Origin of the sequence: Curtobacterium sp. NPDC090217 (genome assembly GCF_044746705.1) — a bacterium.
Taxonomy (GTDB): Bacteria; Actinomycetota; Actinomycetes; order Actinomycetales; family Microbacteriaceae; genus Curtobacterium.
Map to the genome: position 1 here is coordinate 186438 of NZ_JBIVCR010000002.1, position 20151 is coordinate 206588.

Annotated in this window: 15 protein-coding genes; 14 read left to right on the plus strand and 1 reads right to left on the minus strand. The window is 70.2% G+C overall.

Annotated features, from left to right (window positions below):
- Positions 1-142: 142 nt before the first annotated feature.
- The 12 genes from ACIPJ2_RS08550 (at position 143) to holA (ending at position 16414) form a co-directional block, all read left to right on the plus strand.
- On the plus strand, positions 143-1030 hold the full coding sequence (locus ACIPJ2_RS08550) for an ABC transporter ATP-binding protein (protein ID WP_281264209.1): 888 nt from the start codon (positions 143-145) through the stop codon (positions 1028-1030).
- Complete coding sequence (locus tag ACIPJ2_RS08555) at positions 1027-1749, plus strand: ABC transporter permease (protein ID WP_402728460.1); 723 nt, start codon at positions 1027-1029, stop codon at positions 1747-1749. Before ACIPJ2_RS08550 ends, ACIPJ2_RS08555 begins: the two co-directional genes overlap by 4 nt.
- Positions 1746-2486 carry an ABC transporter permease gene (locus ACIPJ2_RS08560; protein WP_402728461.1) on the plus strand — a complete coding sequence of 247 codons (741 nt, stop codon included), beginning with the start codon at positions 1746-1748 and terminating at the stop codon, positions 2484-2486. Before ACIPJ2_RS08555 ends, ACIPJ2_RS08560 begins: the two co-directional genes overlap by 4 nt.
- Complete coding sequence (locus ACIPJ2_RS08565) at positions 2483-3418, plus strand: ABC transporter substrate-binding protein (protein WP_402728462.1); 936 nt, start codon at positions 2483-2485, stop codon at positions 3416-3418. Before ACIPJ2_RS08560 ends, ACIPJ2_RS08565 begins: the two co-directional genes overlap by 4 nt.
- A gap of 266 nt (positions 3419-3684) precedes the next feature.
- Positions 3685-5097, plus strand: a complete 1413-nt coding sequence (locus tag ACIPJ2_RS08570) for a cytochrome ubiquinol oxidase subunit I (RefSeq protein ID WP_281264213.1) — start codon at positions 3685-3687, stop codon at positions 5095-5097.
- A 2-nt stretch (positions 5098-5099) separates the two neighbouring features.
- Complete coding sequence (gene cydB / locus ACIPJ2_RS08575) at positions 5100-6104, plus strand: cytochrome d ubiquinol oxidase subunit II (RefSeq protein WP_281264214.1); 1005 nt, start codon at positions 5100-5102, stop codon at positions 6102-6104.
- Between the two features lie 11 nt (positions 6105-6115).
- Positions 6116-7759, plus strand: a complete 1644-nt coding sequence (cydD, locus tag ACIPJ2_RS08580; RefSeq protein WP_402728463.1) for a thiol reductant ABC exporter subunit CydD — start codon at positions 6116-6118, stop codon at positions 7757-7759.
- Positions 7756-9444 carry a thiol reductant ABC exporter subunit CydC gene (gene cydC, locus ACIPJ2_RS08585; RefSeq protein ID WP_402728464.1) on the plus strand — a complete coding sequence of 563 codons (1689 nt, stop codon included), beginning with the start codon at positions 7756-7758 and terminating at the stop codon, positions 9442-9444. The genes cydD and cydC overlap by 4 nt, the downstream gene beginning before the upstream one ends.
- 186 nt (positions 9445-9630) lie before the next feature.
- Entirely contained in the window at positions 9631-12192 is a 2562-nt protein-coding gene (leuS, locus tag ACIPJ2_RS08590; RefSeq protein ID WP_402728465.1) for a leucine--tRNA ligase, read from the plus strand.
- A gap of 88 nt (positions 12193-12280) precedes the next feature.
- A complete protein-coding gene (locus ACIPJ2_RS08595; protein ID WP_402728466.1) occupies positions 12281-12979 on the plus strand; it encodes a ComEA family DNA-binding protein in 699 nt (232 codons plus the stop codon).
- Positions 12976-15570 carry a ComEC/Rec2 family competence protein gene (locus tag ACIPJ2_RS08600; RefSeq protein WP_402728467.1) on the plus strand — a complete coding sequence of 865 codons (2595 nt, stop codon included), beginning with the start codon at positions 12976-12978 and terminating at the stop codon, positions 15568-15570. Before ACIPJ2_RS08595 ends, ACIPJ2_RS08600 begins: the two co-directional genes overlap by 4 nt.
- Positions 15455-16414 carry a DNA polymerase III subunit delta gene (holA, locus tag ACIPJ2_RS08605; RefSeq protein ID WP_402728978.1) on the plus strand — a complete coding sequence of 320 codons (960 nt, stop codon included), beginning with the start codon at positions 15455-15457 and terminating at the stop codon, positions 16412-16414. The genes ACIPJ2_RS08600 and holA overlap by 116 nt, the downstream gene beginning before the upstream one ends.
- A gap of 180 nt (positions 16415-16594) precedes the next feature.
- Here the strand turns inward: holA and rpsT are convergent, their stop codons facing one another.
- Positions 16595-16855, minus strand: coding sequence for a 30S ribosomal protein S20 (gene rpsT / locus ACIPJ2_RS08610; RefSeq protein ID WP_071299347.1), 261 nt, complete (start codon positions 16853-16855; stop codon positions 16595-16597).
- A gap of 192 nt (positions 16856-17047) precedes the next feature.
- Between rpsT and ACIPJ2_RS08615 the strand changes: the two genes are divergently transcribed.
- Positions 17048-18250 carry a pyridoxal phosphate-dependent aminotransferase gene (locus ACIPJ2_RS08615; protein ID WP_402728468.1) on the plus strand — a complete coding sequence of 401 codons (1203 nt, stop codon included), beginning with the start codon at positions 17048-17050 and terminating at the stop codon, positions 18248-18250.
- A gap of 6 nt (positions 18251-18256) precedes the next feature.
- Complete coding sequence (gene lepA / locus ACIPJ2_RS08620; RefSeq protein WP_281264226.1) at positions 18257-20104, plus strand: translation elongation factor 4; 1848 nt, start codon at positions 18257-18259, stop codon at positions 20102-20104.
- The last annotated feature ends 47 nt before the right edge of the window (positions 20105-20151 follow it).

The window sequence follows — 20151 nt, forward strand, 5'->3', positions numbered from 1 at the left end:
CTTCCGCAGACCGGCCGCCGGCCGGGTGGCGCTGTCCGGGACACGCCCGGTCACGTCACGGATCGTCACCTGGACGTACCGCTGTCGGTGCTGACGGGTACTCTCACTCGGAGTCGGGCTACCTCCTACCAGAAGGGCACCCATGATCGAGTTCCGCCAGGTGCGCAAGACGTACCCGGACGGCACGGCCGCAGTCGAGCGGTTCGACCTCGTCATCCCATCACGCACCACGACGGTCTTCGTCGGGTCGAGTGGTTGCGGGAAGACGACGCTGCTCCGCATGATCAACCGGATGGTCGACCCCACTGCCGGGTCCGTCTCCATCGACGGTGAGGACGTCGCAGGCGTCGACCCGGTGAAGCTCCGCCGCAGCATCGGCTACGTGATGCAGAACGCGGGCCTGCTGCCGCACCGCAAGGTCGCGGACAACATCGCGACCGTGCCGCTGCTCACCGGTGTGTCGAAGCAGGAAGCCCGCGCGCGGGCGCTCGAGCTGATGGACACCGTCGGACTCGACCGCGCCTTCGCCGACCGCTACCCGTCGCAGCTGTCGGGTGGCCAGCAGCAGCGCGTCGGTGTCGCCCGCGGGCTCGCCGTCGACCCGAACATCCTGCTGATGGACGAGCCGTTCGGCGCGGTGGACCCGCTGGTCCGCAACGACCTGCAGGACGAGCTCATCCGGCTCCAGCGCGAGCTCGGCAAGACGGTCGTGTTCGTGACCCACGACATCGACGAGGCGTTCAAGCTCGGTGACCAGGTCGTCATCCTGAAGAAGGGCGGCGAGATCGCGCAGCTCGGGACACCGGCCGAGATCCTCTCGGAACCGGCGGACGACTTCGTGGCGAACTTCATCGGCGCCGGACGTGGTCGTCGAGCGCTCCGTGTGGAGCAGACGCCCACCGGACCCATCGTGGTCGACGGGGACGGACGGGCCGCCGGTGTGCTCACCGGTCCGGTCCCGGTCGTCGACGCGGCGTCCGCGGTGCCGCAGCCGGCCGGGCCGGACGCCGCACACCGGGACAGCGTGTGAACTGGGTCACCGGCAACCTCGACACGATCACGTCGAACCTGATCGCGCACGTCTGGCTGTCGATCCCGCCGATCGTCATCAGCTTCGTGCTCTCGGTGCCGATCGGCCTGCTCGTGAACCGCCTGCGCAACGGTCGCCGCGGTGCACGGGCGACCGGTTCGACGATCATCGTCGTGGCGAGCCTGCTCTACGCCATCCCGTCCTTCCCGCTCTTCCTCGCCTTGCCGCCGCTGCTCGGGACGAACATCCTCGACCCGGCGAACGTCGTCATCGCGCTGACGATCTACGGAGTCGCCCTGATGGCCCGCTCGGCGGCCGACGCGCTCGACGCCGTCGACCCCGCGGTGCTGAACGCTGCGGCGGCCATGGGGTACTCGCCCGTGCAGCGGTTCTTCCGCGTCGAACTGCCCCTCGCCGGCCCCGTGCTCCTCGCCGGCATCCGGGTCGTCGCGGTCAGCACGGTGAGCCTCGTCACGGTCGGCGCGCTCCTCGGGATCCCGAACCTCGGGTTCCTGCTCACCGACGGTCTCAAGCGCGGCATCAGCGTCGAGATCCTGACCGGCATCGTGCTGACGATCGTCCTGGCGCTCGTCATCGACGGCCTCCTGGTGCTCATCGGACGCATCGTGATGCCGTGGACCCGCGGTGGCAGCCGTGATGCCAAGCGCATCCGGCGTCGCGCAGCGGCGGACGTCCGGACCGGGGAGGTGTCCGCGTGAACCTCTTCGCCGGCGCCATCGCCTGGATCTTCGACCCCGCCAACTCCGTCGGGGCGAACGGCATCCCCGTCCGCCTCTGGGAGCACGTGTGGATCACGCTGCTCACCATCGTCATCGCCTGCGCCATCGCGGTGCCCCTCGGCCTCGTGATCGGGCACACCGGCCGCGGCAAGAGCCTCGCCGTGGGGTTCTCCGGCGGGGTCAGGGCGCTCCCCACGCTCGGCCTGCTGACGATCCTCGCCCTGTGGATCGGGCTCGGCATCGAAGCGCCGCTCATCTCGCTCGTCATCCTGGCGATCCCGTCGATCCTGGCCGGCACGTACTCCGGCCTCGAGGCGATCGACCGCGTGACCATCGACGCAGCCAAGGCCCAGGGCATGACCACGTGGCAGTTGCTGACGAAGGTGGAGATCCCGCTCGGGCTCCCGCTGATCGTCGGCGGCATCCGTGCCGCGGTGCTCCAGGTCATCGCGACCGCCACGCTCGCCGCCTACATCAACGCGGGCGGTCTCGGCGGGTACGCGTTCTCCGGGCTCGCCAACCAGGACTACGAAGAGGTCCTCGGCGGTTCGCTCCTGGTGATCGCACTCGCCATCGTCTTCGAGATCGTGTTCGCCGTCCTGCAGCGGCTCGCGGTGCCGGCGGGTACCACCGCCGCCTCCGCGGGTGATGGACGGCGCGACGCTGACCGCTCGGAAAGTCGGGCATCAACCCCCTTGGAAGGAACCCTCCAGTGACCACTGCACGCACCAAGCGCCTCGGCGCGACCATCGCGGTCGCGACCGCCGCCGCGATCGCCCTCGCGGGCTGCTCGTCAGGCGACCCGCTCTCCTCCGGCGGCGGCTCCGGCTCGTCGGACACCATCACCGTCGGCTCGCAGGCCTACCCGTCGAACGAGATCATCGCGGAGCTCTACGCGCAGGAACTCGAGAAGGCCGGCTTCACCGTCACCAAGAAGCTCAACATCGGACAGCGCAAGGCCTACTGGCCCGAGGTCGCCAAGGGCAACATCGACGTGTTCCCGGAGTACAACGGCAACCTGCTGAACTACCTCCTGCAGTCCGACAAGAAGGACACGACGACGGAGACCACGACGGACGGCATCAACGCCGCCCTGAAGGACGAACTGCCCTCCGGCGTCAAGGCCCTGCCGTCCGCGGACGCGTCCGACTCGGACACGTACACGGTCACGCAGGAGCTCGCCGACAAGTACGACCTCAAGTCGATCGGCGACCTGTCGAAGATCGGCGGGACCATCTCGATCGCGGCGAACCCCGAGTTCGCCACGGCCGCGTACGGTCCGACCGGCCTCAAGGCGAAGTACGGCGTCACCGGTGAGGTCAACCAGCAGAACGACTCCGGTGGCCCGCTCACGGTCAAGGCGATCAAGGACGGCGACTCGCAGGTCGCCGACATCTACTCGGCCAGCGCGTCGATCGCCACCGAGAAGCTCGTCACCCTCGACGACCCGAAGCACCTCGTCCCGGTGAACAACGTCACGCCCATCGTGTCGTCGAAGCTGGACTCGAAGGCGACCGCGGCGATCGAGAAGGTCAACAAGGTGCTCACCACGGACGCGCTCATCGAGCTCGACCGTCAGAACTCCGTGGAGCAGAAGTCCGCGGCCTCGGTGGCCAAGGCCTTCCTGCAGGACAAGGGTCTGCTCTAGTCCTCCAGCACGTGTGAGATAAACGACAGGTGTCGGGCTATGTGCCCGGCACCTGTCGTCGTTCCCGGGCACATTCGTTCGGCACGGTTGTGCCGTTCAAAGGCCCTGCACGTTCGTGCAGTTCGGGTTTCTACAAGTTGTCGAATCAGGTCGCCTGCCGGTACCGTGGAGGTGTCCCAACGGTTGTGACACCCAGAAGTACCCCTTCCACAGGAAGCAACTGACGTGCACGAACAGCGCGCGGCGTTCCCGATCGGTACAGCCGCATGAACGACATCCTCGATCCGCTCATCCTGTCCAGGTGGCAGTTCGGGCTGACCACCATCTACCACTTCCTCTTCGTCCCGTTGACGATCGGCATGGCCGTGGTCGTCGCGACGTTCCAGACGGCGTGGTACCGCACCGGTCGGGCGCACTACCTGCAGCTCACCCGGTTCTTCGGCCGGATCTTCCTCATCAACTTCGCGATGGGTGTCGTGACGGGCATCGTGCAGGAGTTCCAGTTCGGCATGAACTGGTCGAACTACTCCCGGTTCGTCGGGGACGTGTTCGGCGCCCCGCTCGCACTCGAGGGGATCCTCGCGTTCTTCTTCGAGGCGGCGTTCATCGGCGTCTGGATCTTCGGGTGGGACCGCTTGCCCAAGGGCCTGCACCTCGCGAGCATGTGGTGCGTCAGCGCCGGGACGATCATGTCGGCGTACTTCATCATCGCCGCGAACGCGTTCATGCAGCACCCCGTCGGCTACGTCATCAACGAAGCCAAGGGCCGCGCGGAACTCACCGACATCTGGGCGGTGCTGACGAACAAGGTCGCACTGGCCGCGTTCCCGCACACGCTCTTCGCGTGCTTCATGGTGGCCGCCGGCGTGATCATCTCGGTCGCGTCGTACCACCTGGCGCGCAACCAGAACCTCGAGACGATGATGCCGGCGCTGAAGTTCGGCCTCTGGACGATGGTCGCCGCCGGTGCGCTGACCGTCCTCACCGGCGACCAGCTCGGGCTGACGATGGTCGACACGCAGCCGATGAAGATGGCCGCGGCCGAGGCGCTGTACAACACGGCGACCGGCAAGGACGCCTCGTTCTCGATCTTCACGCTCGGCACACCGGACGGCGTGCACGAGCTGTTCTCGATCCGTGTGCCGTACCTGCTGTCGTTCCTCTCGACGCACACCTTCAACGGCACGGTCGAGGGCATCAACGACCTGCAGGCGCAGTACACGCAGGTGTACGGCCCCGGTGACTACAAGCCGATCATCTGGGTGACGTACTGGTCGTTCCGCTGGATGATCGCCCTCGGTGTCGGCGCGGTCCTCGTCGCCCTCGCCGGACTGTGGCTGACCCGCAAGGGCCGTTTCCCGACGCAGCGCTGGGTGTGGCGGATCGCCACCTGGGCGGTGCCGCTGCCGATGGCCGCGATGATCGTCGGCTGGATCTTCACCGAGATGGGCCGGCAACCGTGGCTCGTGTTCGGGCTGTTGAAGACGGCTGACGGGGTGTCCCCGAACGTGACCGGGGTCGAGGTCCTCATCTCGCTCGTCGTCTTCACGCTGATCTACGGCGCGCTGGCGGTGGTGGAGTTCCGGCTCATCAAGAAGGTGGCGCAAGAAGGCCCCGCTGCTCCGGCACCGGTGGACGAGGAGACCGGCGAGGTCAAGCACGAAGTGACGGTGTACTGATCATGGACCTCCCCGTTCTCTGGTTCGCCATCGTCGGCGTCTTCTTCGTCGGCTACTTCGTGCTCGACGGGTTCGACTTCGGCGTCGGCATGGCCCTGCCGTTCCTCGGCAAGGACGACACCGACCGTCGCGTCATGATCAACACGATCGGCCCCGTCTGGGACCTCAACGAGACCTGGGTCATCGTGGCCGGCGCCTGCCTGTTCGCGGCGTTCCCGGAGTGGTACGCCACGATGTTCTCCGGGTTCTACCTGGCGCTGCTGCTGATCCTCGCGGCGCTCATCGCCCGTGGTGTCTCGTTCGAGTACCGCCACCAGAACAAGCAGCTGCAGTGGAAGCGTTCGTTCGACCTGATGATCATCGTCGGCAGCGCCGTGCCGTCGTTCCTCTGGGGCGTCGCGTTCGGCAACGTGGTCCGCGGGATCCCGATGGACTCCGGGCACAACTACACGGGCACGCTGTTCGACCTGCTCAACCCGTTCGCGCTGCTGACCGGGCTCGCGACGCTGCTGGTGTTCTTCACGCACGGCGTCGTCTTCATCGCGCTGAAGACCGAGGGTGACATCCGCGACCGTGCGAAGCGGCTCGCCACCAGGGCCGGCATCGTGACGATCGTCGTCGCGGCGGCGTTCCTCGTGTCGATGGCGTTCGTCCGGGCCACCCCGGCGTCGCTGGTGCTCTCCGTCGTCGCCGCGCTCGCGCTCGTCCTCGCGGTGCTCTGCAACGCATGGGGCAAGGAGGGCCGGGCGTTCACGCTGATGGCGGTCACGATCGCCGCGGTGGTGCTCGCGATGTTCACGGCGATCTTCCCGAACGTGATGCCCGCCTCGAACGACGTGGCACGGAGCCTCACGGTCTACAACGCATCGAGTGGCACGTACACGCTGACGGTCATGAGCTGGGTCGCACTGATCTTCGTCCCGCTCGTGTTCGCCTACCAGGCGTGGACGTACTGGGTGTTCCGCAAGCGCGTCTCGCGGGCGCAGGTCACCGCGGCCGCCCACTAGGTGCCCCGCCGATGAAGCCGCTCGACCCGCGTCTGCTCCGCCTCTCCCGCTCGGCGCGCGGCTTCATCGTCGCCGCGGCCGGGACGGGGGTCCTCCGCACGCTCGCGACCATCGCGATCGCGTGGGGGATCGCCGCAGCCGTCACCGAGGTGGTCGACGCCGTGCACCACGGCGGCGTCGTCCCCGCGGTGTTCGTGCCGACGCTGGCGCTGCTCGGCGGTGGGTTCGTCGTGCGTGCCGTGGCGGCGTGGGCGACGGACGACCTCGCCGCACGGGCCGCAGCGACCGTGAAGAGCGAGCTGCGCCGCACGGTGCTGGCGCGGGCGGCCGAACGCGGACCCGGGTGGCTCGCGGAACGGTCGAGCGCCGGCTTCGCGACGACGCTCGGTCCGGGGCTCGACGCCCTCGACGCCTACTTCGGGCGCTATCTGCCCCAGCTCGCGCTCACGGCGATCGCGACCCCGGTGCTGCTCGTCGCGATCGGTCTCGGCGACCTGACGAGCGGGCTCGTCGTCCTCTGCGCGCTGCCGGTCATCCCGGTCTTCATGATCCTCATCGGTCTCGCCACGCAGTCGTTGCAGCGGAAGCAGTCCGACGCGCTGGCGCGACTCGGCGGTGCGTTCCTCGAGGCCGTCGAGGGCCTCGCCACGCTGAAGGTGTTCGGTCGTGCGCGTCGGCAGGTCGGCCGCATCGGCACCGTCACGGACGAGTACCGACGCGGGACCCTCGGCGTGCTGCGGTTGTCGTTCGTGAGCGGCTTCGCGCTCGAGCTGGCCGCCAGCCTCTCGGTCGCCCTCGTCGCGGTGTCGATCGGCATCCGGCTCGTGGACGGCTCGCTCGGGCTCGGCGCCGCGATGTTCGTCCTGGTGCTGGCACCGGAGGCCTTCGCGCCGATCCGACAGGTCGGTGCCGACTTCCACGCCGCGCAGGACGGCGTCGAGGCGTCCGCAACCGTGCTCGACGTGCTCGACGACGACCGCACGCCGGCTGCTGCTCCGCCGACACCGCCCGCCGCCACCGACCTCGTGCTCCGCGGCGTGGCCGTCAGGCGCCAGGACGTGGTGATCGGGCCCGTCGACCTCGACGCCCGCCCCGGCACGGTCCTCGCGCTCGTCGGTCCGAGCGGTGCCGGCAAGTCGAGCCTCATCGCGGCGATCCGCGGTGCCGTGCCGCACGACGGCACGGTCGTCGTGCCCGGCCCGGCCGGTTCCACCGTGGACGACCGGATCGCGTGGGCCGACCAACGCGCGCGACTCGTCCGCGGCACCATCGCCGAGAACGTGGCCCTCAGCCAGCAGCCCGACGACGACGACGTGCTGACCGCGCTCGGTGACGCGGGGCTGGGACTCGACCCGGGCCTCCAGATCGATGCAGGCGGAGCCGGGCTGTCCGGCGGACAGGCGCAGCGCGTCGCCGTCGCCCGGGCGCTCTACCGGCACCGTCGGTCCGGTACCCGCCTGGTGCTCCTCGACGAACCGACGTCCGCACTGGACGCCGACGCGGAGGCGCACCTGATCACGTCGATGCGGCGGCTCGCCGCCGACGGCGCGGTGGTCGTCGTCGCGAGCCACCGGCCGGCGGTCGTCGCCGCGGCCGACGTCCGCGTCGACGTCGCCGCGAGCGGTGCCGTCGCGGTCCTCGGGGCGCACGCGTGACCGGCCAGGAGGCCCGTGGCGGCTCCGTCCTGCGGCTCGCGATGCCGCGCGGTGCCGGGTGGGGCAAGGCGGTCGCCGCCGGCTCGCTCAGCGCGCTGTGCGCTGTGGCCCTGCTCGCGGCGAGCGGGTACCTGATCACCCGGGCGGCGGAACACCCGCCGATCCTCTACCTGACGCTCGTCATGGTCGGGGTCCGGGCGTTCGCGCTCGGTCGGGCGGCGCTGCGGTACGTGGACCGGCTCGCCGGGCACGACGCGTCCTTCCGGCAACTCGCCGTGGTCCGGACCGAGATGTACCGCCGGCTCGCCTCGGTCGCGCCGGCTGGCCTCGGGACCACCGGACGCGGTGACCTGATGACCCGCCTGGTCACCGACACCGATCGGCTGCAGGACCTGCCGATCCGCGTCGTCGGTCCGCTCGTGTCCGCCGGTGTGACCGCGTTGCTCTCGGTCGTCGCCGTCGCACTGGTGTCCGTCCCCGCCGCCCTCGTGCTGCTCGTGGCCCTCGTGCTCGCCGCCGTCCTCGGTTCCGTCGTCACCGCGTCGATCGCGCGCCGCAGCGACGAGGAGACCGCGGCGGACCGCGGGCGCGTCGCCGACCTGGTCCTCGACACGGTGCGGACGCTCGACGTGTTCGCCGCCTACGGCACCCTCGACGAACGGCTCGCGCACATCGCCGCGCTCGACGCCCGGGTCACCCGTGCGGTCCGCCGTCGGGCCACGGTCGAGTCGCTCGTCGGGGCATCGGTCGGACTCATCGGCGGTGCCGCGGTGATCGGGATCCTCGCGGCCGGTGCACCCGCGGTCGTCGCCGGCGCGCTCGACGGACCGCTCTGGGCGCTCGCGGTCTTCGTCCCGCTCGCGCTGTTCGAGGTCGTCGGGGCGGTCCCGCTCGCGGTGCTGACGTACCGGCGGGTGCGGGCGGCCGCCGACCGGGTCGAGCGGGTGGTCCCCGCCGTCACGCCGGACGGGATCGTCCAGGAGCCCGCTGCCGATGCGGAGCCGGCGTCCCTCGTGGTCGACGGTCCCGTCGCGGTGTCCGTGTCCGGGCTGACCGTCCGGTGGCCGGGGGCGGTCGACGCCGCCGTGGACGACGTCTCGTTCGACCTGCTCCCCGGCGAGGTCGTCGTGGTCCAGGGGCCGAGCGGCGCGGGCAAGTCGACGCTGGTCGACGCGCTCGTGCGGTTCGTCGAGTACCGGGGCAGCTACACGATCGACGGGGTCGAGGCACGGACGATGCACCCGGACGCCGTGCGCGCCCGGGTCGGACTCATCGAGCAGGACCCGTTCGTGTTCGACCAGTCGATCCGGCAGAACCTGCTCTTCGCGCGGGAGACCGCGACGGACGACGACCTGCTCGGTGTGCTCGACCGGGTCGGCCTCGGGGCATGGGTGGAGCGCCGTGGTGGTCTCGGTGCGGCCGTGGGGGAGCGCGGTGCCCTGGTCTCCGGCGGGCAGGCACACCGGCTCGCGCTCGCCCGGGCGCTCCTGCACGCGTTCCCCGTGCTCGTGCTCGACGAGCCGACGGCCGACATCGACCCGGATCTCGGCGACGCCGTGCTGCGCGATCTCGTGACCACCGCCCGGGCAGCAGGGCGGACCGTCGTGGTCGTGTCACACGTGCCGGTGGCGCCGGACCTCGTCGACCGGACCATCCGGATGCGCGACGGCCGCATCGCGGCCTGACCATCCCGTGACCGTTCGCTCCTGGCCGTCCGCGAGTGGGGCCCGTGCCTTGTAATCTTGAGGACCGACACGTGTCTGACGGACGTGTGTCGTGCCTCTCCCCGCTCGCTCGGCCGGATCATCGCTCCGCAAGCTCCACGATGACCCGGAACCGGCGAGTGGGGGCCAAGACCGATTGAGAGTTCCGTGACCATCGAGCAGCACGTCGAGGACCCGCACACCTACGACTTCCGGCGCATCCAGGACAAGTGGCAGGGGCGGTGGGAAGAGCTCGGCCTCTTCACCGTCGACCCCGACGACCGTCGTCCCCGGAAGTACATCCTCGAGATGTTCCCGTACCCGTCCGGCGACCTGCACATGGGGCACGCCGAGAACTGGGCGCTCGGTGACTTCGTCGCGCGCTACTGGCGGCAGCAGGGCTTCAACGTGCTCCACCCGATCGGCTGGGACTCCTTCGGGCTGCCGGCCGAGAACGCGGCGATCAAGCGCGGGGTGGACCCGAAGGACTGGACCTACGCCAACATCGAGCAGCAGAAGGCGTCGTTCAAGCGGTACGCGCCGTCCTTCGACTGGACGACCGAGATCCACACCTCGGACCCCGAGTACTACAAGTGGAACCAGTGGCTGTTCCTGAAGATGTACGAGAAGGGCCTGGCCTACCGCAAGGACAGCTGGGTGAACTGGGACCCGGTGGACCAGACCGTGCTCGCGAACGAGCAGGTCCTGCCGGACGGCACCTCGGACCGCTCCGGCGCCGTCGTGGTCAAGAAGAAGCTCACGCAGTGGTACTTCAAGATCACCGACTACGCGGACCGGCTGCTCGACGACCTCAACCAGCTCGAGGGTCGCTGGCCCGCGAAGGTCCTGGCGATGCAGCGCAACTGGATCGGTCGCTCGGTCGGCGCCGACGTCGACTTCGTGATCGAGGGGCGCGACGAGCCGGTGACCGTGTTCACCACGCGTCCGGACACGATCAACGGTGTGACGTTCCTCGTCGTGGCGCCGGACTCCGACCTCGCCGCATCGCTGGTGGCAGCTCCGTCGGTCTCCGACGAGGTCCGCGCCGCGTTCGAGTCGTACCTGGTGGCGACGCAGAAGACCTCCGAGATCGACCGGCAGAACGCCGACCGGCCGAAGACCGGCGTCCCGCTCGACCGGTTCGCGATCCACCCGCTGACCGGTGAGCGCCTGCCGATCTGGGCGGCGGACTACGTGCTCGCCGACTACGGCCACGGCGCCGTCATGGCCGTGCCCGCGCACGACCAGCGCGACCTCGACTTCGCACGGGCGTTCGACCTGCCCGTGAAGGTCGTCGTCGACACGAACCAGCCGGTGACCGGAGCGATCCCGGTGATCCCGGAGGGCGCGACCCTCGACGACTTCGACCTGCCCGTCCTCGACCCGGCCGCCACGGGCGAGGCACTGACCGGGCAGGGCCGGATGATCAACTCCGGGCCGCTCGACGGCATGTCGAAGCAGCACGCGATCACCGCGGCGATCAAACTCCTCGACGAGCGCGGCACCGGCCGTGCCGCGAAGACGTACCGCCTGCGCGACTGGCTCATCTCGCGCCAGCGCTTCTGGGGCACCCCCATCCCGATCATCCACGGCGAGGACGGCACCGAGTACCCGGTCCCCGAGGACCAGTTGCCCGTCGTGCTGCCGTCGACCGAGGGACTCGACCTCAAGCCGAAGGGCACGTCGCCGCTGGGTGGCGCGACCGACTGGGTGAACGTCCCGAACCCCGTGGACGGATCCCCGGCGAAGCGTGACGCCGACACGATGGACACCTTCGTGGACTCGTCGTGGTACTTCCTGCGGTTCCTGTCGGCGAACGACGACACGCAGGCGTTCGACCCCTCGCTCGTCAACAAGTGGGCGCCGGTCGACCAGTACATCGGCGGTGTCGAGCACGCGATCCTCCATCTGCTCTACGCGCGCTTCGTCACGAAGGTCCTGTTCGACCTCGGCTACCTCGACTTCACCGAGCCCTTCTCGGCGCTGCTCAACCAGGGCATGGTCCTGTCCGGCGGCTCGAAGATGTCGAAGTCGAAGGGCGGCGTCTCGCTGGGCGACGAGCTCGACGCGCACGGTGTCGACGCCATCCGCATGGTGATGGGCTTCGCCGGTCCGCCGGAGGACGACATCAACTGGGAGGACGTCTCGCCGGCGGCCTCCGCCCGCTTCCTGGCCCGCGCCTACCGCCTCGCCACCGACGTCACCTCGACGCCGGACGCGGTGTGGGCGGAGGGCGACCGTGCCCTGCGGCAGGTCACCCACCGGTTCCTCGCGGACTCACCGGGGCTGATGGAGTCGTTCAAGTTCAACGTCGTGATCGCGCGGCTCATGGACCTGGTGAACGTCACCCGCAAGGCGATCGACAACGGACCGGGCGCCGGTGACCCCGCCGTGCGCGAGGCCGTCGAGACGATCGCGCTCGGCCTGAGCGTCTTCGCGCCGTACGCCGGTGAGGAGATGTGGGAGAAGCTCGGCTACGAGGGCTCCGTCGCGACCTACGGGTGGCGGAAGGCGGACCCGACGCTGCTCGTGCAGGAGTCGTTGACGGCCGTCGTGCAGGTCAACGGCAAGGTGCGCGACTCGTTCGAGGTGTCGAAGTCGATCGACCCGGCGGAGCTCGAGGCCCTCGCGCGCGCGTCCGCGAACGTGCAGCGGTACATCGGGGACCGCGAGATCGTGAAGGTCATCGTGCGGGCGCCGAAGCTCGTGAACATCGCGATCAAGGCGTAGTTCCTCCACAGCGGTGCGCCGGCCTTGCCGGTGCACCGTTCACACCGCGAGAGCCCGGCCGGTCGGCCGGGCTCTCTAGCGTTTCGGCATGTCCCGTTTCTCGCTCTCGCCGCGCGCCGCACTCGTGCTGGCTGGCGTCGTCGTGGTGGTCGCGCTGGTCGTCGTCCTGCTCGGGGCGCGGGGGAGCGGCGCCGGGGGTGTCGCCACGGTGACGGGTGCGCCGGTGGTGTCCGATCGGCCGTCGGACGGCTCACGGACCCCGGATGCGACGTCGTCGCCGGCTCCCTCGGTCGTGGTGCACGTGCTCGGTGCGGTCCACCGGGCGGGGGTCGTGACGGTGCCGGGGACGAGCCGGGTGACGGACGCGCTGGCGGCGGCAGGTGGTGCGGCCGACGATGCCGACCTCGCGCGGTTGAACCTCGCGCGGCCGGTCCAGGACGGCGAGCGGCTGTACGTGCCGCGGGTCGGCGAGGTCGAGGTGCCGCAGGAGCTCGACGGCGGTGCGGGTGGCGGTGAGGGGACCGCGAGCGGCGCCGGTGCGGGTGGCGGTGGCGATGGCGGCGGCGGTGGCAGCGGCGGTGCGGCTGACGTCGGCGACCTGGTCGACCTGAACACCGCGGACCAGGCGGCGCTCGAGACCCTTCCTGGCATCGGACCGGCACTCGCGGGGCGCATCCTGGCCTGGCGCGACGAGCACGGTCGGTTCGCGAGCGTCGACGACCTGCTCGACGTCAGCGGGATCGGTGACGCGCGGTTGGCCGACCTGCGCGATCGGGTGCGGGTGTGAACCTCGCGGTCGACCGGACGGACCTCCGGGTCGCGGTCCCGGTGGCGATCGGCTGGGTGGTCGCGGCGGTGCTCGTCGGGAAGCCGGAGGTGGCGTGGTTCGTCGTGGCGGGCTCGAGCGCGGTCCTCGCAACCGGGGTGGTCCTCGTGTGCTGCTCGCCGGCCGTCGTCGTCCGGGTCGTCGTCACGGCGGTGATCACGTCGGCAGCCGTGGTCGGACTCGTGGCGGTGGCGGTGGCCGTGGGAGACGTCCGGCGGACGCCGCCGGTGCTCGACGGAGTGGGCCACACGCCCGTGCAGGTCGACGTGGTCCTGGACCGTGACCTCGCCGCCGGTGACCGTTCGGTCATCGGCACGCTGTCGCACGTCGACGGAACGACGGTTGACGTGCCGGTCCGCGTGGTTCCCGACCGGTTCGCGGGCGTCGTGCGCGCACTGGCGGCGGGCACTCGGATGTCAGCGCGTGCGGTGGTCGAACCGGACGAACCCGGTGCAGCGACGGCGTCCGTGCTCTTCCTCCGCGGTGCCGTCGACACCGAGGCGCCGTCGGGCTTCCTCGCCGGGACCGACCGGGCCCGCAGCGCCTTCGCAGACGTGACCGCTGCACTGCCCGAACCCGGCGGCGCGCTGCTCCGCGGACTCGCGATCGGGGACCGCAGCGGGCTCGATCCCGACACCGAGACGGCGATGGAGACGAGTGCGCTGACCCACCTGACGGCCGTGTCGGGGTCGAACTGCGCCGTCATCGTCGCGGTGGTCGTCCTGGTCAGTCGTGCGCTCGGACTCGGGCGTGCCGTCCGCGCCGCCGTGGCGATCACGCTCTTGGTCGGGTTCGTGGTGCTGGTCCGCCCGGATCCGTCCATCCTCCGGGCCACCGTGATGGCCGTCGTCGTGCTCGTCGTGCATCTGTCCGGGCGTCCGGTCCGGGGCGTCCCGCTCATCGCGTTCGCGGTCAGCGGCATGCTGGTCGTCGATCCGTGGTTCGCCCGCTCCTTCGCGTTCGGGCTGTCGGTGCTCGCGACGAGCGGGATCGTGGTGCTCGGACCACCGTTGACCGCGCTCCTCACGCGGTGGTGTTGGACGCCGTTCGCTGCGGCGATCGCGGTCCCCGTCTCGGCGCAGATGGCGTGCTGGCCGTTGACGATCCCGCTCGCTGCGGCACTCCCGACGTACGCGGTACCGGCGAATCTCCTCGCCGAGCCGTTCGCGCCGGTCGTCACCGTCGTCGGGCTCCTCGCCTGCCTGCTCGCTCCCATCTGGCCCGCAGGTGCGTCGGTCGTCGCCGCGGTCGCCTGGCTGCCCGCATCGGCGATCGGCGCGATCGCGCACGGCGCCGCAGCGCTCCCCGCGGCGTCGGTGCCGTGGCCGGCCGGACTCGTCGGCGTGGGTGCAGCCGTGCTGGTGTCCGGAGCACTCGTCGGCGCGGTGCTCGGGCCCGCGGCGGCACGGGTGCGCTTCGTCGTGGCGGCGGCGACGGTCGCGGTGATCGGCGCGGGTACCGTGGTCGTCCCGCTCGTCGTCGTCCGCGTCGGGATACCCGCCGACTGGGCGATCGCGATGTGCGACGTGGGGCAGGGGGACGCCGTGCTCCTCCGCAGCGCGGCGAGCACGGCGCTCGTCGACACCGGCGACGACCGGGAACGCCTCCGCGCGTGTCTCGACCTGCTCGGGGTCGGCCAGCTCGACCTCCTGGTGCTCACCCATTTCGACCGGGACCACGTCGGTGCGGTCGACGAGGTCGCCGGTGACGTCGACGTCGCGCTCACCGGACCGGTCGGGCGTCCAGCGGACGAATCCGTCGTCCGCGGCCTGACGGGTGCCGGTGCCGACGTCCGCCGCGCGGACGACGGGACCGCTGGGACCCTCGGGCACGTCCCGTGGCGTGTGCTCTGGCCGCGGGCCGGCGAGCGGGCGAGCGGCAACGACGCGAGCATCGTCGTGGCGGTCGAGGCGCCGGACACCTGCGGGTCGTGTCTCTCGGCGGTCCTGCTCGGCGACCTCGACCGGTCCGCGCAACGACGCCTCCGCGGAGTGGCTCCCGGACCCGTCGACGTCGTCAAGGTCTCCCACCACGGGTCCGCCGACCAGGACCCGGAGCTCTACCGACAGCTCGCCGCACGCGTCGGGCTGATCGGTGTCGGCGCCGACAACACCTACGGGCACCCGACCGACCGAGCACTCGCGATGCTGGCGGCAGCGGGGACGACACCGTTCCGCACCGACCTGCAGGGGACCGTCGTCGTGCGCCGGGGAACGGCAGGACCGGAGGTGTGGACCGAGCGGGCGTCCCCGGAGCAAGCGCCCCCGGGCCAAGCGCCCTCGGACCAAGCACTCTCGGGGCAAGCGCCCTCGGGACGGGCACCGGGAGGGTCGGCGGTGGCCCGTAGACTCGGACCCGCACCATCGGAAGGAACGCATGCCCGCCAAGAAGCCCGCGCGCGCCGCCGCGAAGATCGACCAGGTCCCGTGGTCCGGCATCCGTCCAGCGCCCGTCGTCCTCGTGACCGGGCCGGAGACGTTCCTCGCCGAGCGGGCGACGGGCATGCTGCGGGATCTGCTGGTCGGCGAAGACCCCGCGCTCGAGGTCCATGACCTCGAAGCCGACCAGTACGCACCCGGGCTCTTGGCGACGCTCGCCAGCCCGTCCCTCTTCGGTGAGCCGCGCCTGGTCCGGGTCACCAACGTCGAGAAGTGCACGGACGCCTTCATCACCGAGACCATCTCGTACCTCGGCGCGCCGGCGGACGACGTCACCCTCGTGCTGCGGCACGGCGGGGGAGTCCGCGGCAAGAAGCTCCTCGACGCGATCCGCGGCGGGTCGGGCGGCGGGATCGAGGTCCAGTGCGACGAACTCAAGCGTGAGACCGACCGCATCGACTTCGTGAACGCCGAGTTCCGCGCCGCACGTCGGAAGATCGCACCGTCCGCGGTCCGTACCCTCGTGGCGGCGTTCGCGGACGACCTGGCCGAGCTCGCGGCCGCGTGCCGGCAGCTCCTCGCCGACGAAGCGCAGGAGATCACGGACAAGGTCGTCGACAAGTACTACGGCGGCCGCGTCGAGACCAACGCGTTCAAGGTCGCCGACATCGCACTCGCGGGTCGATCGGCACCGGCCATCGTCGAGCTGCGGCACGCCCTGTCGACCGGCGAAGCACCCGTGCCGATCGTCGCCGCGTTCGCGAGCAAGATCCGCACGATGGCGAAGGTGAGCGCCTACCGTGGCTCGAGCGGCCAGGCCGCGTCCGCGCTCGGCATGGCGCCGTGGCAGGTCCAGCGTGCGCAACGTGACGTCGCCGGGTGGAGCGAAGCCGGGCTCGCGAACGCGATCATCAGCATCGCCGAGGCGGACACCGCGGTGAAGGGTGGGTCGCGCGACGCGCACTACGCGCTCGAGGTCATGGTCCGCACCATCGCCCGTCGCGGCGAACCCCGCTGACCCGACCAGAGCCTCCCGTCCGCCCGGCGCGGCCTTCCCACCGGGACACCGCTCTCTCACCGAGACGCCGCCGATTCTGACGGCGTCTCGCGGACTTGGGCGTGTCTGGCGCAATCGGACCCCCGCAACGACGAAGGCCCCGCACCGGGACGGTGCGGGGCCTTCGAGGGGGTCGGTGCGTCAGAGCGCAGCGACCTTCTTCGCGATGGCCGACTTGCGGTTCGCGGCCTGGTTCTTGTGGATGACGCCCTTGCTCACGGCCTTGTCGAGCTTCTTCGACGCGACGGCGAGAGCGGCGGTGGCCTTCTCCTTGTCGCCGGCGACGATCGCCTCGTTGGTGTGACGGATGAACGTCTTCAGCTCGGACTTGTAGGCCTTGTTGCGCTCGGTGGCCTTGAGGTTGGTCTTGATGCGCTTCATCTGCGACTTGATGTTCGCCATGCGTGGTGCTCCTGCTTCGTCTCGTACGGGTGAATGCGACCGCTGGGTAGAGGGGCCCTTGGTCGTCTCGCGTTCCACCCGTGGGCGGGGAACGCGCAAGCCAGCAAGCAACACTACCAGGACGGGGCATCCGGTTCAACGCGCACGACCCGTGTCACCGCGCGGAAACACGGCTCCGTTACCGTGACGGACATGCCGTCCCTCGCACCCCGGATCGACACCGTCCCGCCCTCCGGCATCCGCCGGGTCTTCGAACAGGCCGCCCTGCTGCAGCAGAGCGGTGCAGACGTGACCATGCTCGTCGTGGGGGAGCCCGACGTCCCGGTCGCCGCACACATCGGGGACGCGGCGAAGCGGGCGTGGACCGAGGACCGGACGGACTACACCCCGAACGGCGGGATCCTGCCGCTGCGCCAGGCGATCCAGCAGAAGCTGCTGCGCGAGAACCGCATCGAGGTGGACCTCGAGCAGATCTGGATGACGATCGGCGCGACGCAGGCGCTGTTCCAGGCGATGACCCTGGTGCTGAGCCCCGGCGACGAACTCCTGGTGCCGGACCCCGGCTACACGACGTTCACGATGAACGCGCACATCCTCGGCGCGACCCCGGTGCCGTACCGGCTCGAGCCGCAGCACGGGTTCGAACCCGACCTCGACGCGCTCGAGGCGAGCATCACCGAGCGCACCAGGGCGATCGTGGTGAACTCGCCGTCGAACCCGCTCGGGTCGGTGTTCGGCGAGGCGACGCTCCGCAGCATCCTGGCCTTGGCGAAGCGGCACGACCTGTGGGTGATCAGCGACGAGGTCTACGAGTACTTCACCTACGACACGCGGCACGTCAGCCTCGCGGCCCTCGACGAGGACGACCGGGTGTTCACCGCGTTCTCGCTGAGCAAGACGTACGCGATGACCGGCGTCCGCGTCGGGTACCTCGTGACGCCGAAGGGGCTCGGCGCGACCATGCGGACGACCCAGGAAGCGATGATCAGCTGCGTCGCGGAGCCCGACCAGTACGCGGCCCTCGCGGCGATCGTCGGCGATCACTCCGCGGTCCGGGACGCCCGCGAGCACTACCGCGCCAACCTCCAGGTCGCGACCGAGGTGCTCGACGCCGCCGGGATCCGGTACAACGACCCGAAGGGTGCGTTCTACCTGTGGATCGACATGTCGCACGCCGCCGACGGGGACGTCGCGGAGTGGGCGCTCGGGTTCCTGCAGCGCGAGAAGATCGCCGTCGCACCCGGGAGTGCGTTCGGGCGCACGGGCGAGGGCTGGATCCGCGTGTGCCTCGCCGCGACGCCGGACGACCTGCGCCACGGCCTCGGAGCACTACCCGCCCCGCACGCCGAGCACGCACAACCGTGGGACAATCGTTCGACCGTCCGACCCACCTGAGGAACCGTGAGCCCACAAGCATCCGCTCCGCTCGAGCCCGCCGCGACTCCGGCCGAGGCGATCCGCAACTTCTGCATCATCGCGCACATCGACCACGGCAAGTCGACGCTGGCCGACCGCATGCTGCAGATCACCGGCATCGTCGAGGACCGTGCGATGCGTGCGCAGTACCTCGACCGCATGGACATCGAGCGCGAGCGCGGCATCACGATCAAGTCGCAGGCGGTCCGCATGCCGTGGGAGCTCGACGGCACGACGTTCGCGCTGAACATGATCGACACGCCCGGCCACGTGGACTTCTCGTACGAGGTCTCCCGTTCCCTCGCCGCGTGCGAGGGAGCGATCCTGCTGGTCGACGCGGCGCAGGGCATCGAGGCCCAGACGCTCGCGAACCTGTACCTGGCGCTCGAGAACGACCTCGAGATCATCCCGGTCCTCAACAAGATCGACCTCCCCGCGGCCGATCCCGACAAGTACGCCGCCGAGCTCGCGCAGCTCATCGGTGGCAAGCCGGAGGACGTCCTCCGCGTTTCCGGCAAGACGGGCGTCGGGGTCCCCGAGCTCCTCGACCGTGTCGTGCGCACCGTGCCGAACCCCGTCGGCGACGCCGAGGCCCCCGCTCGCGCGATGATCTTCGACTCGGTCTACGACAGCTACCGCGGCGTCGTGACCTACGTCCGGATGATCGACGGATCGATCGCCCCGCGCGAGAAGGTCCAGATGATGTCGACCAAGTCGACGCACGAGATCCTCGAGATCGGGGTGTCGAGCCCCGAGCCCAAGCCGACCAAGGGCCTGGGCGTCGGTGAGGTCGGCTACCTGATCACGGGCGTCAAGGACGTCCGGCAGTCCAAGGTCGGCGACACCGTCACGAGCGCGCAGCGGCCCGCCACCGACGCCCTGCCCGGCTACACGGACCCGAAGCCGATGGTGTTCTCCGGCCTCTACCCGATCGACGGCTCGGATTACCCGGATCTCCGCGACGCGCTCGACAAGCTCAAGCTGTCCGACGCGGCGCTGGTCTACGAACCCGAGACGTCCGTGGCGCTCGGCTTCGGCTTCCGCTGCGGCTTCCTCGGCCTGCTGCACCTCGAGATCATCACGGAGCGACTCAGCCGCGAGTTCGGCCTCGACCTCATCACGACCGCGCCCAGCGTGATCTACGACGTCACGACCGAGGACAACACCACAGTCCAGGTGACGAACCCGTCGGAGTTCCCGACCGGCCGCATCGTCGAGGTCCGCGAGCCGATGGTCCGCGCCGCGATCCTCGCGCCGAAGGACTACGTCGGCGCGATCATGGAGCTCTGCCAGCAGCGCCGTGGCTCCCTGCTCGGCATGGAGTACCTCGGCGAGGACCGCGTCGAGATCCGCTACCAGATCCCGCTCGGCGAGATCGTGTTCGACTTCTTCGACCAGCTGAAGAGCAAGACGCAGGGCTACGCCAGCCTCGACTACGAGCCCACCGGCGACCAGGCGGCCGACCTCGTGAAGGTCGACATCCTGCTGCAGGGCGACCAGGTGGACGCGTTCAGCGCGATCGTGCACCGCGACAAGGCCTACGCGTACGGCACGCTCATGACCGAGCGGCTCCGCAAGCTCATCCCGCGCCAGCAGTTCGAGGTCCCGATCCAGGCGGCGATCGGCGCCCGCATCATCGCGCGCGAGAGCATCCGCGCGATGCGCAAGGACGTCCTCGCGAAGTGCTACGGCGGTGACATCAGCCGGAAGCGCAAGCTCCTCGAGAAGCAGAAGGAGGGCAAGAAGCGCATGAAGACCATCGGCCGGGTCGAGGTCCCGCAGGAGGCCTTCATCGCCGCGCTCTCCGGAGACGTCGAAGAGAAGAAGAAGTAGCGCGAGAGCGACAGTCTGCGCCGGCACCGTGAAGCTGGTTCCTTGAA

Coding starts and splice junctions, on each gene's coding strand:
- ACIPJ2_RS08550 (WP_281264209.1), top strand. CDS start 143: ATGATCGAGTTCCGCCAGGTGCGCAAGACGTACCCGGACGGCACGGCC.
- ACIPJ2_RS08570 (WP_281264213.1), top strand. CDS start 3,685: ATGAACGACATCCTCGATCCGCTCATCCTGTCCAGGTGGCAGTTCGGG.
- cydB (WP_281264214.1), top strand. CDS start 5,100: ATGGACCTCCCCGTTCTCTGGTTCGCCATCGTCGGCGTCTTCTTCGTC.
- cydD (WP_402728463.1), top strand. CDS start 6,116: ATGAAGCCGCTCGACCCGCGTCTGCTCCGCCTCTCCCGCTCGGCGCGC.
- ACIPJ2_RS08595 (WP_402728466.1), top strand. CDS start 12,281: ATGTCCCGTTTCTCGCTCTCGCCGCGCGCCGCACTCGTGCTGGCTGGC.
- rpsT (WP_071299347.1), bottom strand. CDS start 16,855: ATGGCGAACATCAAGTCGCAGATGAAGCGCATCAAGACCAACCTCAAG.
- ACIPJ2_RS08615 (WP_402728468.1), top strand. CDS start 17,048: ATGCCGTCCCTCGCACCCCGGATCGACACCGTCCCGCCCTCCGGCATC.